This is a genomic window from Bradyrhizobium sp. SEMIA, assembly GCF_014844175.1.
Lineage (GTDB): Bacteria > Pseudomonadota > Alphaproteobacteria > Rhizobiales > Xanthobacteraceae > Bradyrhizobium > Bradyrhizobium arachidis.
Window position 1 is genome coordinate 1,014,619 of sequence record NZ_CP046601.1, and the last position, 13,668, is coordinate 1,028,286.

A 13,668-nucleotide genomic window follows, 5' to 3' on the forward strand; every position below is an offset into this window, starting at 1 on the left:
CTTGTCCGCCATAGCTCGAGGAGCGACGGCGGAAGCGTGCCCACCGATCTTGAATGACGATGTGGATGGTCGGCACGGCGCTTCGCGCCTTTGCCTACCCTACGGCACCTCCAAAGTGGCGGATTTCAACCACTCGTTCACCAAGTGGAAACGACCGCCGCTTAGAGTCCCCTCCACCTGCCTTGGGGGGAGGGGCTTTCCATGACTTCGAATGCCGTCGCGCGCCGTTGCGCGATGTTTTTCTTTGCGCTGTCGGTGTGTGTCGCGGGCGCTCGCCACATTACGGATGCGCACGCGGCCGGCGCCATTGCGGTCGGCAAGTGTGGCGCCTATGGCCAGGCCTATGATTACGGCGCCGAGCACGAGGCGCGCGCCGCGGCGCAGAAGCAGTGCAAGGGTGAATGCACGACGGTCACGATGAAGCGCGCCTGCGCCGCGATGTCGGTCGATCTCGCCAACCCCTGCGGCGCTTATGGCTACGCCGTCAAGCCGAAGATCTCCGCCTCGCTCAATGCCGCCACGCGCGAATGCTACAAATATGGCGGCAAGGAATGCGTGATCCGCGCCTGGGCCTGCGACGCCAAGGGGTAATCCTCTCGCTGTCATTCCGGGGCGCGCGTAGCGCGAACCCGGAATCTCGTGCAACAATCTCCAGATTCCGGGTCTGCGCCTGACGGCGCATCCCGGAATGACATTTTGTGGAGACATGCATGCAATTCGACACCAAGATCGCCGTCGTGATCCGCACCGATCTTCAGGCCTGGCAGAAGCTCAACGTCGCGTCCTTTCTCACCAGCGGCATCGCCGCTGCATTTCCCGAATGCATCGGTGAGCCCTACGAGGACGCCTCTGGTACAAAATATCAGTCGCTGATCGGCCAGCCGATTCTGATCTACGCCGCCGACGGCCCCGCGCTGTCGCGGGCGCTCGACCGCGCGCTGACGCGCAACGTGAAGCCGGCGGTCTATACCGAGGATATGTTCAAGACCACGCACGATGCCGCCAATCGGGAGGCGGTGAGGGCCGTGGCGCGCACCGATCTCAACCTCGTCGGGATCGCGATGCGCGCCGAGCGCAAGGTGATCGACAAGATCGTCGATGGATTGAAGTTCCATAGCTGACGCGGTGTCCACTTAGCCTGCGCCATCACGTCCCTGTCATCATGCTGCCTGCGGCGCATAAATTTGCGCCGTTTGACTCCAATCAAGGGCACGCCGCGCGGCATCGCTAGTCTGCTCCAATCCTTGCAACGGAGCAGACCCATGCCGACCATGAAAGCCGCCATCGTCAAACAATTCGGCAAGCCGCTGGTGATCGAGGACGTGCCGGTGCCGCAGCCCGGCCCCGGCGAGGTCCTGGTCAAGGTGAAAGCGTGCGGCGTCTGCCACACCGACTTGCACGCCGCCGCCGGCGACTGGCCGGTCAAGCCGGCGCCGCCCTTCATTCCCGGCCATGAGGCCGCCGGCATCGTGGCCGCGCTCGGGCCCGGCGTGAAAAATCTCAAGGTCGGCGATGCCGTCGGCGTCGCCTGGCTGCACGATGCGTGCATGGCTTGCGAATATTGCCAGACCGGCTGGGAGACGCTGTGCGAGCACCAGCACAACACCGGCTACAGCGTGAATGGCGGCTTTGCCGAATACGTCATCGCCTCGGCCGCCTTCGCCGCCAAGCTGCCGGCGACGATCGACTTCGCCGCCATCGCGCCGATCCTCTGCGCCGGCGTCACCACCTACAAGGGACTGAAGGAGACCGACGCGCGGCCCGGCGAGTGGGTCGCGATCTCAGGCGTCGGCGGGCTTGGTCATGTCGCGGTCCAGTACGCCAAGGCGATGGGGTTCAAGATCGCCGCCATCGATATTGCCGAGGACAAGCTTGCGCTCGCACGCGAGACCGGCGCCGATCTCGCGGTCAACGCGCTTGCAGCCGATGCCGTGGACAAGGTGCTGATGGCAACCGGCGGAGGGGCCCACGGCGTGCTGGTGACCGCGGTCTCGACCGCAGCGTTCGCGCAGGCGCTGAAGATGGTGCGCCGCAAGGGCACCGTGAGCCTGGTCGGCCTGCCGCCGGGTGAATTCCCGACGCCGATCTTCGACGTCGTGCTCAAGCGCATCACCGTGCGCGGCTCCATCGTCGGCACGAGGCGCGATCTCGACGAAGCCATCGCCTTCGCCGCCGACGGCAAGGTCAAGGCCGAGGTGGCGAAGGTGCCGCTTGCGCAAATCAACGACGTCTTCGACCGGATGAAGGCCGGCAAGATCGACGGCCGCATGGTGCTGGATTTTGCTTGAAGCGTTTTCGAGCGAGGTGGATACCGGTTCGCATAAAGAAAACGCGTCGAAACGGGAATCTGGCGCCTCAGCCCGGCGGCATGCCTGCGAATGTCGGCAAGTTGGGGTCGAGGCGATCCCAATCGTGGGCGCGCGCGGCGTAAGTCACGGCTTGCGGCTTGTAGCGGGCGGGCTCGTCGAGGCTGGCGGCACGGATGGTGAAGATCTCGGGCATGGCGGCGAAGGTCATATAGACCGGCAGGCCGCACTGCGGACAGAAGCCGCGCGTCTTCACATTGCCGCTGTCGCCGACCATGTCCCAGTGCTTCGCCTCGCCGGTCAGTGTGACGCCGGCGCGCGCGAAGGTCGCGTACGAGCCGTGTCCGCTGCCGCTTTCCCGCTGGCAGTCCCGGCACTGGCAGTGATTGCTGAACAGCGGCTCGCCAAGAATCGAATAGCGGATGGCGCCGCAGGCGCAGCCGCCGGTAAAGGGCTTTGTCATCGAAAAATCTCCCGCTCACTCTTCGCCGCTGATCTCATCGAGCTGTTTGACGACCTTCTTCCAGCCGCCGCTCATGACCGTGTAGGCCGACTCGTTCCTCGGCAGGACGAAGCCGGCATGAACGAGCCGGATCCGCGTGCCGGCCTCGACCGGGGTGAGGGACCAGGTCACGACGGTGTCGAGCGGCGCGCCGTAGCCGGTGTTGCGCGCATCGCCGCCCTTCCAGGCGTAGACGAGGCGCCTGAAAGCCACGACTTCGAGAACGCGGCAATGAATGACGCCGTCCCAATTGCCGCCCGGTGTGGTCTGGAACGTAAAGGCCTTGCCTTCGACCGCTTCGAAGCCGGTCGGCTGCATCAGCCAGCGCGCGATCAGCTGCGCGCTGGTCAGCACCTTCCAGACCGTCTCCGGCGTATGAGGGAGCACCTCGTCGATGACGATGTCTTTTGTCTCGGCTTGCAACGCGGCTGCACTCACGGGTCGATCTCCTTCAAGAGGTCACGCAGGTTCTGGAAGCGCTCGCGCCAGAACACGCCGTAATGGTCCATCCAGGTGACCAGCGGCGCGAGGCCTTGCGGCGCGGCGCGGTAATAGACGTTGCGGCCTTCGGCGCGCTCGGCGACGAGGCCGGCCTGTTTCAACGATTTCAGGTGCTGCGAGATCGCCCCCTGCGTGACGCCGCTGCCACGGGTCAGCTCAGCGACGCTGATCTCCTTGCTCTCGAACACACGCTCGAACACCGCGCGGCGGGTCGGATCGGCGAGGGCGCGCATCACGGTGGTGACGGGATTTGGGGCGGGCTCAATCATGCGAGTTCAATTAGCGAATGCTAATGAATTAGTCAACACTAATTCGTTGGCCAAATTGCGTTGCGTCCTTTCCTTGACTATGACTGACTAGTCAGTCATATATTGGGGATGCCAAAGAAGTCGACCAAAGCCGCCATGTCCCCCGCAGCTCGCACCAGCGCGAACGTCCCCGCAGCGAGCGAGGAGGGACCTGCCTCGAACCGTGCCGCACGCGCAGCGGAGCGGCGTGCCGCGATCGTGGAGGCCGCGATGGAGGAATTCATCGCGCGTGGCTTCGCGGCGACGCGGCTCGACGACATCGCCAAGCGCGCCGGTGTCGCCAAGGGCACGATCTACCTGCACTTCAAGGACAAGGAATCGATGTTCGAGGAGCTGGTGCGGATCGTCATCGTGCCCGTGGTGGCGCGGTTGACGGAGTTGCCGCCGCCAGCGGGCTCGGTGCGCGATCTCGTCGAGGCCTTCGCCCGCAATTTCCTGAAGGAAGTGATCGGCACGAGGCGCGGCGATCTGGTGCGCCTGATCGTGGCGGAGGGGCCGCGCTTTCCTTCCGTCGCCGACTTCTACTACCGCGAGGTCGTCTCGCGCGGCATCGCCACGATGCGCACCCTGATCGAGCTCGGCATCGCCCGTGGCGAGATCCAGGAGAAGGACCTCGCGCGCTATCCGCAGATCCTGGTCGCGCCCGCGATGATCGCGGTGATCTGGCAGAGCCTGTTTGCGCGGCACGCGCCGCTCGATGCGCAGGACATGCTGCGCGTCCATCTCGATTTGATTTTTGGCGAACGGAGGACGACATGAGGTCGTCGCGGGTATTTTTGACATTTGCATTGGCGCTCGTGCTCGCAACCGGCCTCGCCGGCTGCAACGAGAAGCGCGATCCCGGCTTCCAGGGCTGGGTCGAGGCCGACATGATCTTCGTCAGCCCGGACGAAGCGGGCCGGGTGACGAAGCTGAACGTGCGCGAGGGCGACGAGGTCAAGGTCGGCGATCACCTCTATTCGGTCGACGACGACCTCCAGCTCGCCGACCTCAACCAGAACAAGGCGACGCTGGCGAACGCCCAGCAGACCTATGATCGCGCGGCCTCGCTGAGCAAGACCGGCTCGGGCACACAGGCCAATCTCGACTCGGCGGTGTCGGCCTTGCGCGTTGCCGAAGCGCGGGTGGCGACGTCGGAGACGCGGATGGCGCGGCGCAAGGGCTTTGCGCCGGTCGCCGGCACCATCCAGCAGATCTATTTCCGTGAGGGCGAGATGGTGGCGGCACAGCGGCCGGTGCTGTCGATCATGCCGCCCGGCAACATGAAGCTGCGCTTCTTCGTGCCGGAGACCGAGCTGCCGAAGCTTACGATCGGCGACACGGTGCGGATCGCCTGCGACAATTGCGCCGCCGACCTCACCGCCAAGATCTATTTCATCGCGACCTCGGCGGAGTACACCCCGCCCGTCATCTACAGCCTCGAGGAGCGCAACAAGCTGGTCTACCTGATCCAGGCGCGGCCCTCGCGCCCCGACGCCCTGCGCGTCGGCCAGCCGATCAACGTCTATCTCAACCCCAAGACGCCGGTGGCGGACAAGCGATGAACGGTCGCAACGACATCGCGATCGACGTCAAGGGCCTGACCAAATCGTTCGGCGGGCGCGAGGTCGTGCACGATCTGTCGATGCGGGTGAAGCGCGGCTCGATCTACGGCTTCCTCGGGCCGAACGGGTCGGGCAAGACCACGACCATCCGCATCCTCTGCGGCCTGTTGACGCCCGACAGCGGCGAGGGCACCTGCCTCGGCTACGACATCCTGAAGGACGCCGAGAAGATCAAGCGCCAGGTCGGCTACATGACCCAGCGCTTCAGCCTGTATCAGGACCTTTCGGTGCGCGAGAACCTCGAATTCGTCGCGCGGCTCTATGGCCTCACCGATGCGCGCGGCGCCGCGCGCGACATGATCAAGCGGCTCGGGCTCTCGGGCCGCGAGGAGCAGCTCGCAGGCGAGCTCTCTGGCGGATGGAAACAGCGGCTGGCGCTGGGCGCCTGCACGCTGCCCAATCCAAAGCTGCTGCTGCTGGACGAGCCGACCGCCGGCGTCGATCCCAAGGCGCGGCGCGATTTCTGGAACGAGATCCACGCGCTCGCGGCTGAAGGGCTGACCGTGCTGGTCTCGACCCACTACATGGATGAAGCCGAGCGCTGCCACGAGATCGCTTATATCGCCTATGGCCATTTGCTGACCCATGGCACGGTCGAGGAGGTGATCGCGGGATCCGCGCTCTCGACCTACACCGTCACGGGCGAAGACCTGAACGGCCTCACGGCCGAGCTCACGGGCAAGCCCGGCATCGACATGGTGGCTCCGTTCGGAACCTCGCTGCACGTCTCGGGGCGCGACGTGACCGCGTTAGAGGCCAGCATCGCGCCCTGGCGCGAAAAGAGCGGCCTGCACTGGCACAAATCCTCGCCCTCGCTCGAAGACGTCTTCATCGAGCTGATGAGCCGCTCCAAGGATAATTTCCAATGAGCGCTGTCGATCAAGCCGCACCACGGCACGAAATCCGCGAACGCTTCGGCTTCTGGAAGCGCTCCTATGCGATGCTGATCAAGGAGTTCATCCAGCTGAGGCGCGACCGCGTCTCGTTCGCGATGATCGTGATGCTGCCGGTGATGCAGCTTCTGTTGTTCGGCTATGCCATCAACACCACACCGCACCACCTGCCCAGTGCCGTGCTGCTCCAGGAGGATTCCGATCTCGCCCGCTCGATCCTGAAGGCGCTGGAGAACACCGCCTATTTCCGCTTCATCTACGAGGTGCACGACGTCGACGATTTCGACAATCTGCTGAAATCCGGCAAGGTGCTGTTCGGCGTCGAGATCCCGCGCGGCTTCGAGCGGGCGGTGCGGCGCGGCGACAAGCCGGCGCTGCTGGTTGCGGCCGACGCCACTGATCCCGTGGCGGCGAGCTCCGCGCTTGGCTCGCTCGGCATGGTGGTGCAGACCGCGCTCGCGCACGATCTCTACATCGGCGATCCCCCGGAGATGCCGTTCGAGATCCGGGCGCATGCCCGCTACAATCCGGCGGCGGCCTCCAGCCTCAACATCGTGCCGGGCCTGGTCGGCACCATCCTCACCATGACCATGCTGATCTTCACCGCGCTGTCGGTCACGCGCGAGGTCGAGCGCGGCACCATGGAAAGCCTGCTGTCGATGCCGATCAAGCCGGTCGAGGTGATGTTCGGCAAGATCATCCCTTACGTGCTGGTCGGCTTCGTCCAGGCTTTCCTCATCATCGGCATCGGCGTGTTCCTGTTCGGCGTGCCCGTGCTCGGCAATCTGTTTCTGCTGGCGCTGCTCTCGACACTGTTTATCACCACCAATCTCGCGATCGGCTACACCATCTCGACCGTGGTGCAGAACCAGCTTCAGGCCATGCAGATGTCGATGATGTTCTTCCTGCCGAGCATCCTGCTCTCCGGCTTCATGTTCCCCTTCGCAGGCATGCCGGCCTGGGCTCAATATCTCGGCGAAGGCCTGCCGCTGACGCATTATTTGCGCATCGTCCGCGCTATCATGCTGAAGGGCGCGACCATGCAGAATCTGCGGTTCGACGCCCTGGCCCTGGCGGCCCTGATGCTGCTCGCCATGGTCATCGCCGTGACGCGCTTCCGCCGCACGCTGGATTGAGGCAAACTGCCCCTTGAGAGTCATTCCGGGGCGAAGCGAAAGCATTGAACCCGGAATCTCGAGATTCCGGGTTCACGCTTGCGCGTGCCCCGGAATGAGTAGGGGGTGGAATGGCCAGGTTTGCGAGCAGGAAGGCGCGGCAGCATGCCGTGCTCTCGGAGGATTACGAGCGCGAGCTGACGCGGGAGGTGCTGCGCACCGAGCTGTTGCGGGTGCGGGCGCTGATCATGACCGGATGCGTCATCATCATCCTCCTCACCACGATGTATTTGATCGACCCTGCCGTCGTGAACCGGGTCTGGCGTGGTACGGGCGGGCTCGTCAAGGAATACGGCCTTCTGATCGGCTTCATCCTGCTCGAGGTGTGGATTTACGCCCAGATCAGGCGGAACCTCAGGCTCAATCGCGATCTGCCGGTGGCCCGGCGCTACATCGGTGCGCTCATCGAGACGTCGCTGCCCACGCTCATCCTCCTTCTGCAAATCCGGACCATGGGCGCGAGCCAGGCGCTCGGCTTCGCGGTGCCGCTGGTCTACTTCATCTTCGTCATTCTCTCGACCCTGCGGCTCGATTTCTGGCTGTCCACCTTCACCGGCTTTGTCGCGGCGTCGCAGCTGTTCGCCGTCGCGCTGATTTATGATCCTGACAGCGGCGTCGGCGAGCCACAGACCTATTTCCACGCGGTGCGCAGCGTCATCCTCCTGATCTGCGGCGTGCTGGCGGGAGCCGTCGGCGCGCGGTTGCGGCGGCAATTTGCCGCGAGCATCGCGGCGGCCACCGCGCGCGACCGCGTCACCAACCTGTTCGGCCAGCACGTCTCGCCGCAGGTCGTCGAACGGCTGATGGCGGAGGGCACCAGCGCCAGCGGCGATATCCGACGCGTCGCCGTGATGTTCGTCGATTTCCGCGGCTTCACCGCCGGGGCGCAGTCGCGCACGCCGCAGGAGGTGGTCGACCGGCTCGACGGCGCCTTCGCTGTGCTGGTCGACATCCTCGATCGCGAGGGCGGCATCGTGAACAAGTTTCTCGGTGACGGCTTTCTCGCCCTGTTCGGCGCGCCGCTGGAGGCCTCGGATGCCGCGCATCGCGCGGTCGCGCCGGCCGCGAGATGCTGACCGCGATGGACCGCATCAATGCAGAGACGAGCTGGCCGCTGCGGATCGGCATCGGCATCCATTTTGGCGAGGTCGTCGCCGGCAATATCGGCTCGCCCCGGCGCAAGGAATACACTGTCATCGGCGACACCGTGAACTTCGCCTCGCGGCTGGAAGCTTTGAACAAGGAGTTCGGCTCGCAGCTGTTGATCTCCGCGTCGGTGCGCGAGGCCCTCGGCGATGACGGCAAGGATGCCGTCGCGCTCGGCGAAGTCGAGGTGCGCGGCTACGAGCGGCCGGTGCCGGTGTTTCAACTGGGATAGACTGCTCGCATTTCGTTGAATGCGCGTGATGAAATATCCCGCCTCGTTTTCCGCTCTCGCACTCAGGAAGTCGAAAGCTCTCGGCTTCCGTTTGCCATGCGGAGAAGATCCATGTCCCGATTGACCCTTGTCTCAGCCATCCTCATCGCTGCGGCCGTCTGCCAGATGCAGGCCGCTGCCGCCCGCGACGCGGTCCCGCGCCACGCCCAGCCGCTGGCAACTGCGGATTGCGTGAGAGCGCCGGCGGCAGGGGCGTTTGCCTCGGCGCCTTACAAGCAGCCGCCCTGCATGCCCAAGGCAACAAACTGACGCGAGCGGCGTCGGCCGGCAGGTCTGCCGGCCCGACATCGCTTTCCGCCTTCCCCCCCCCCCCGTGCGCGGTATTTTCGTAGTGCTTGACTCCCATCTCATCTAGTCATCTATATGACTAGATGAATGCAGCCCCGCACGACGACCGCCTGCCGCGCTACCAGCGCCTGCGCGACGACCTCGCCGCGCGGATCAACCGCAATGAGTGGCGGCCGGGCGAGCCGATCCCGTCGGAGGCCGAGCTCGGTGCGCACTACGGCGTCGCCATCGGCACCGTGCGCAAGGCGATCGACCAGCTCGTCAGCGATGCCGTGCTGGAGCGCCAGCAGGGCCGCGGCACCTTCGTGCGCCGCGCGCGCTTCAACTCCTCGCTGTTCCGCTTCTTCCGCTTCCAGTCCGAGAGCGGCGAGCGGCGCGTGCCGAAGAGCCGCATCATCCGCCGCAAAAGCGTGCCGGCGAATTCGGCCGTCGCCTCCGCGCTGCGCATTCCCGTCGGTGAGCCCGTGATCAGCCTGTCGCGCCTGCGCCTGATCGACGACGTGCCGTTGCTCGCCGAAGAGATCTGGCTCCAGCAGTCGCGCTTCGCAAAGATCCTCGACATCGACACCGCCGAATTCGGCGACTTGCTGTACCCGCTCTACGAGGAGCGCTGCGGCGAGGTGGTGGTCTCCGCCGAGGAAATCCTGACGGTCGAGACCGCCAATGAGATGCAGGCGCGCCTGCTCAGGCTCGAGACCGGCGCGCCGCTGATCGTGATCGAACGCCTTGCGCTCGACCTCGAGCGGCGGCCGATCGAATGGCGCCGCTCGCGTGGCCCGGCGGATCGCTTCCGCTACCACGCGGAGATCCGCTGACGCGGCCTTTCAACGACATCAAGCAACAACGAGTACAGGGGTGGAAACATGTCGAACTGGTACAGTGAAAGCTCGCCGCTGGAGCGGCGCACGTTCTGGGCAAGCTTTGGCGGCTGGGCGCTGGATGCGCTCGACGTGCAGATGTTCGGCCTCGCCATCCCCGCGCTGATCGCGGCCTTCGGCATCAGCAAGGCCGATGCCGGCCTGCTCGGTTCGATCACGCTGTTCTTCGGCGCGTTCGGCGGCTGGATCGGCGGCGCGCTCGGCGACCGCTTCGGCCGCGTCAAGGCGCTTCAGATCACGGTCGCGACCTTCGCGCTCGCGACCTTCGCCTGCGCCTTCGCGATGACCTACACCCAGCTCCTGATCCTCAAGGCGATCCAGGGCCTCGGCTTCGGCGCCGAATGGGCCTGCGGCGCGGTGCTGATGGCCGAGATCATCCGGCCCGAGCATCGCGGCAAGGCACTCGGCTCTGTGCAGAGCGCCTGGGCGGTGGGCTGGGGCGCCGCCGTGCTGCTCTCGGCGCTCGTGTTCACCTATGCGCCGGCAGACATCGCCTGGCGACTCCTGTTCGCGCTCGGGCTGTTGCCGGCGCTCCTCATCATCTTCATCCGGCGCGGCCTGAAGGAGCCACCGCGATCTGTGGCCGCCGATAAGACGCCGTTCTTCGCCACGCTCTCCGGCATCTTCCATCGCGACGTGCTGCGCTCGACGCTGATCGGCGGCCTGTTCGGCATCGGCGCCCATGGCGGGTATGCCGCGCTCACCACCTTCCTGCCGACATACTTGCGCGAGGTGCGGCACCTGTCGGTGCTGGGCTCCAGCGGCTATCTCGCCGTCATCATCGTCGCCTTCTTCTGCGGCTGCGTCGCGAGCGGCATCATCAGCGACCGCATCGGCCGCCGGGCCAATGTCGCCCTCTTCGCCAGCGCCTGCATCATCACGGTGCTGATCTACATCTTCGCGCCGCTGACCAACGGCGAGATGCTGGTGCTCGGCTTTCCGCTCGGCTTCTTCTCGGCCGGCATCCCGGCCAGCATGGCGGCGCTGTTCAGCGAGCTCTATCCCGCCGGCGTGCGCGGCACCGGCGTCGGCTTCTGCTACAATTTCGGCCGCGTCGTCTCTGCGGCATTCCCCTTCCTGGTCGGCTTCCTCAGCGATCACATCGGGCTTGGACCGGCGATCGGCATCGATGCGGCGTTTGCTTATTCGCTGGTGCTGATCGCGGTGCTGATGCTCCCCGAGACCCGCGGCAAGGTTTTTGAGCAGACCGCCGCGACGCGCGCCTGACGACGGATGGGGAGTAGCCACCATGACATTCGCCCAGCGCGGCCTCACGCGCCGCCAGTTCGGCGCGGGCCTTGCGTCGCTCGCCACGGTGGTTGCGACCACAGCCAGGAGTGAGGCGGCCTTGCCTGATATCGACACCCACGCCCATGTCTTCCACCGCGGCCTCAAGCTCGCTCCGGGCCGCGCTATGCGCCGGACTACGACGCGCCGCTGCCGCTGTATCTGGAGCAGCTCGATCGCAACGGCATGACGAATGGCGTGCTGGTGCAGCCGAGCTTTCTCGGCACCGACAATTCCTATCTGGTCGAATGCCTGAAGCAGGCGGCCGGGCGCCTGCGCGGCATTGCCGTGGTCGATCCCACCATCACCGCGGACGAGCTGCGCGCGCTCGACCGCGCCGGCGCGGTCGGCATTCGTCTCAATCTCGTCGGCCAGCCCTTGCCTGATCTCGCCGCCCGCGAATGGACGGCGCTGCTCGCAAACGTGAAAGCCATGGGCTGGCAGGTCGAGGTCCAGCGCAATGCGTCCGATCTCGCGGTGCTCGCGCCGCAGCTGCTCGATCACGGTGTTACCGTCGTGCTCGATCACTACGCGCTGCCGGATCCGAAGCTCGGTATCGCCGATCCCGGCTTCCGGTCTGTGCTGAAACTCGGCGCGACGAAGAACGTCTGGGTCAAGATCTCCGCGCCGTATCGCAACGGCGCGATCGGCGAAGATTTTGCGAAGGCGGCCTATCCGCTGCTGCGCGACGCCTACGGCGTGGATCGCCTGTTGTGGGGCAGCGATTGGCCGCACACGCAGTTCGAGGCTTCGCAGAGCTACCAGAAGAACCGGCAATTTCTCGACACGCTGATTTCTGAAGCGAGCGAGCGGGCGCAAGTGTTGGCGTCACCACGGTCGCTCTTCCGCTTCTGACTCCCCCTTGCGCCATTGCTCCGATTGCACTCAATTTTGGGGCATGACGGACGATGTCGCCGGCCTGTAGACTGCCGCGCGATGCGGCCGGTCGTGGCCGCGACTTGCATGGGGAAGTGACGATGCAGCGCCGCTACATCACCGTCGACGTGTTCACCGACCGCGCCTTCGGCGGCAATCAGCTCGCCGTGGTGCTCGATGCCGGCGGCTTGTCGACCACGCAGATGCAGGCGATCGCGACCGAGTTCAACTATTCCGAGACGACCTTCGTACTGCCGCCGCGCGACAAGGCCAATGACGCCGAGGTTCGCATCTTCACGCCGGTGCTGGAGATCGCCTTTGCCGGCCATCCCAATGTCGGCACTGCCTTCGTGCTGGCCTCGATGGCGAAAGAGCCGAAACCGCGCCTGCTGTTCGAGGAGAAGGCTGGCCTCGTGTCGGTCGAGATCGTGCGAGAGCAGGGCCGGGTGATCAGGACCGAGCTCACCGCACCGCAGCCGTTGGTGCGGCATGTGCCGCTGTCGCCTGCTGAAGCCGCAAGCTGCATCTCGCTGAGTGCGGATGACGTCAAGACCGACAACCACGCACCACATGTCGTTACCGTCGGAAACGCGTTCCTGGTGATGGAGCTGCATTCGCGCGAGGCGCTGAAGCGGGCGCGGCCCGACGCTCTAGCCTACGGCAAGGTCTTGCCGCGCGACGGTGCCCGCTCGGTGTGGTTCTATACGCGCGACGTGCCGCCGGCGGAGGCGCCTTGCGAGCGGCAGGCGCGGATGTTCATGCGCGGCGCCAGCGGTCTCGTCGAGGACCCCGCCACCGGCAGCGCCACGGTCGCCGCCGCGGCGCTGTTTGCCGATCTCGATCCCACGCGTGACGGTGAATTGAAGCTCACCATCGGCCAGGGCTTCGACATGGGCCGGCCCAGCATCCTCCAGACGCGCGTGCGCAAGCAGGGCGGCAAGATCGTGTCCGCGCATGTCGGCGGCAGCTGCGTGCAGATGATGGAAGGGACGTTCAAGCTGGCGGGGGAGGGGTGAGCTCTTTCCGCTCGTCATTCCGGGGCAGCGCGAAGCGCTGAGCCCGGAATCCATCGGGCGGCAGAGTTGGTGGATGAATGGATTCCGGGCTCGCGCTGCGCGCGCCCCGGAATGACGGCGGAGGTGGCTACACCTGCCGCCCCGCCAGATTCTTCACCGCCACCCCATCGCGCTCCTCGATGATCTCCGCGATCATCTGGCGGTGGCAGTGGGTGTGATCGCGCTCGTAGCAGAGCAGGCACACGGGCCCCGCCTTTTTCACCAGCGCCGAGAGCTCGTCCATCGCCTCTTTGGCCTCGGGCGCCTTCAGGTGCTTCGAGAAGATCTTCTCCAGCACGTCGTATTGCCCGCTACGCGCGGCAAGCCGGCCTTCCTTCGGCGTACCGAGGGCTGCGAGATGGACATAGGCGATGCCGCGCTCGTCCAAGCCCGCGGCGAGCTGCTTCTTGGAAAAGCCCGGCCGGCGCGACGACGTCACCGCGCGCACGTCGACCACGAGCTTGACGCCGGCGTGTTCCAGCTCGTCCAGCACAGCCTTGGGCGGCGTCTGCTCATAGCCGATGGTGAAGAGCTTCTTCGCCTTTGCCATCGATCAC

15 protein-coding genes and 2 pseudogenes are annotated in these 13,668 nt (G+C 65.6%); 13 read left to right on the forward strand and 4 right to left on the reverse strand.

The features are described from left to right. Window positions 1-201 precede the first annotated feature (201 nt). From FOM02_RS04825 to adhP, 3 genes are all read left to right on the forward strand, one after another. Entirely contained in the window at window positions 202-591 is a 390-nt protein-coding gene (locus FOM02_RS04825; RefSeq protein ID WP_027560181.1) for a DUF4189 domain-containing protein, read from the forward strand. A 119-nt stretch (window positions 592-710) separates the two neighbouring features. Then, a complete protein-coding gene (locus tag FOM02_RS04830; protein WP_167380662.1) occupies window positions 711-1,121 on the forward strand; it encodes a DUF2000 family protein in 411 nt (136 codons plus the stop codon). A gap of 141 nt (window positions 1,122-1,262) precedes the next feature. Beyond that, complete coding sequence (gene adhP, locus FOM02_RS04835; RefSeq protein WP_265441470.1) at window positions 1,263-2,288, forward strand: alcohol dehydrogenase AdhP; 1,026 nt, start codon at window positions 1,263-1,265, stop codon at window positions 2,286-2,288. Window positions 2,289-2,355: 67 nt separating this feature from the next. Here adhP and FOM02_RS04840 read toward each other — a convergent pair whose 3' ends face one another. From FOM02_RS04840 to FOM02_RS04850, 3 genes are read right to left on the reverse strand one after another with little or no spacing between them, the layout of a single operon-like run. After that, window positions 2,356-2,769 (reverse strand): GFA family protein, encoded by a 414-nt coding sequence (locus FOM02_RS04840; RefSeq protein WP_265441471.1) that lies wholly within the window; start codon window positions 2,767-2,769, stop codon window positions 2,356-2,358. Window positions 2,770-2,784: 15 nt separating this feature from the next. Then, a complete protein-coding gene (locus tag FOM02_RS04845; protein ID WP_265441472.1) occupies window positions 2,785-3,246 on the reverse strand; it encodes an SRPBCC family protein in 462 nt (153 codons plus the stop codon). Next, complete coding sequence (locus FOM02_RS04850) at window positions 3,243-3,578, reverse strand: ArsR/SmtB family transcription factor (RefSeq protein WP_027560176.1); 336 nt, start codon at window positions 3,576-3,578, stop codon at window positions 3,243-3,245. The genes FOM02_RS04845 and FOM02_RS04850 overlap by 4 nt, the downstream gene beginning before the upstream one ends. A gap of 108 nt (window positions 3,579-3,686) precedes the next feature. Between FOM02_RS04850 and FOM02_RS04855 the strand changes: the two genes are divergently transcribed. The 10 genes and pseudogenes from FOM02_RS04855 to FOM02_RS04900 all read left to right on the forward strand — a co-directional run bounded on the left by FOM02_RS04855 (window position 3,687) and on the right by FOM02_RS04900 (window position 13,072). Next, window positions 3,687-4,376: a TetR/AcrR family transcriptional regulator gene (locus FOM02_RS04855; RefSeq protein ID WP_265441473.1), complete on the forward strand. Its 690-nt coding sequence runs from the start codon at window positions 3,687-3,689 to the stop codon at window positions 4,374-4,376. Continuing rightward, window positions 4,373-5,161, forward strand: a complete 789-nt coding sequence (locus FOM02_RS04860) for an HlyD family secretion protein (protein WP_027560174.1) — start codon at window positions 4,373-4,375, stop codon at window positions 5,159-5,161. Before FOM02_RS04855 ends, FOM02_RS04860 begins: the two co-directional genes overlap by 4 nt. Then, window positions 5,158-6,090: an ABC transporter ATP-binding protein gene (locus FOM02_RS04865; RefSeq protein WP_265441474.1), complete on the forward strand. Its 933-nt coding sequence runs from the start codon at window positions 5,158-5,160 to the stop codon at window positions 6,088-6,090. The genes FOM02_RS04860 and FOM02_RS04865 overlap by 4 nt, the downstream gene beginning before the upstream one ends. Then, window positions 6,087-7,250 (forward strand): ABC transporter permease, encoded by a 1,164-nt coding sequence (locus FOM02_RS04870; protein ID WP_027560172.1) that lies wholly within the window; start codon window positions 6,087-6,089, stop codon window positions 7,248-7,250. Before FOM02_RS04865 ends, FOM02_RS04870 begins: the two co-directional genes overlap by 4 nt. A gap of 110 nt (window positions 7,251-7,360) precedes the next feature. Then, a pseudogene (locus tag FOM02_RS04875) lies at window positions 7,361-8,667 on the forward strand (adenylate/guanylate cyclase domain-containing protein). A 111-nt stretch (window positions 8,668-8,778) separates the two neighbouring features. Further along, window positions 8,779-8,976, forward strand: a complete 198-nt coding sequence (locus FOM02_RS04880; protein ID WP_265441475.1) for a hypothetical protein — start codon at window positions 8,779-8,781, stop codon at window positions 8,974-8,976. Between the two features lie 122 nt (window positions 8,977-9,098). Next, the gene (locus FOM02_RS04885) at window positions 9,099-9,830 is read left to right on the forward strand and encodes a GntR family transcriptional regulator (RefSeq protein ID WP_027560170.1); all 732 of its coding nucleotides are present in this window, start codon (window positions 9,099-9,101) and stop codon (window positions 9,828-9,830) included. Window positions 9,831-9,878: 48 nt separating this feature from the next. Beyond that, window positions 9,879-11,120, forward strand: a complete 1,242-nt coding sequence (locus FOM02_RS04890) for an MFS transporter (protein WP_265441476.1) — start codon at window positions 9,879-9,881, stop codon at window positions 11,118-11,120. A 22-nt stretch (window positions 11,121-11,142) separates the two neighbouring features. After that, window positions 11,143-12,035 (forward strand): annotated as a pseudogene (locus FOM02_RS04895) (amidohydrolase family protein). A gap of 122 nt (window positions 12,036-12,157) precedes the next feature. Next, window positions 12,158-13,072, forward strand: coding sequence for a PhzF family phenazine biosynthesis protein (locus FOM02_RS04900; protein WP_265441477.1), 915 nt, complete (start codon window positions 12,158-12,160; stop codon window positions 13,070-13,072). A gap of 127 nt (window positions 13,073-13,199) precedes the next feature. On the opposite strand, the gene FOM02_RS04905 is transcribed toward FOM02_RS04900, so the two are convergent. Continuing rightward, window positions 13,200-13,661 (reverse strand): DUF488 family protein, encoded by a 462-nt coding sequence (locus FOM02_RS04905; protein WP_092213555.1) that lies wholly within the window; start codon window positions 13,659-13,661, stop codon window positions 13,200-13,202. Window positions 13,662-13,668 lie beyond the last annotated feature (7 nt).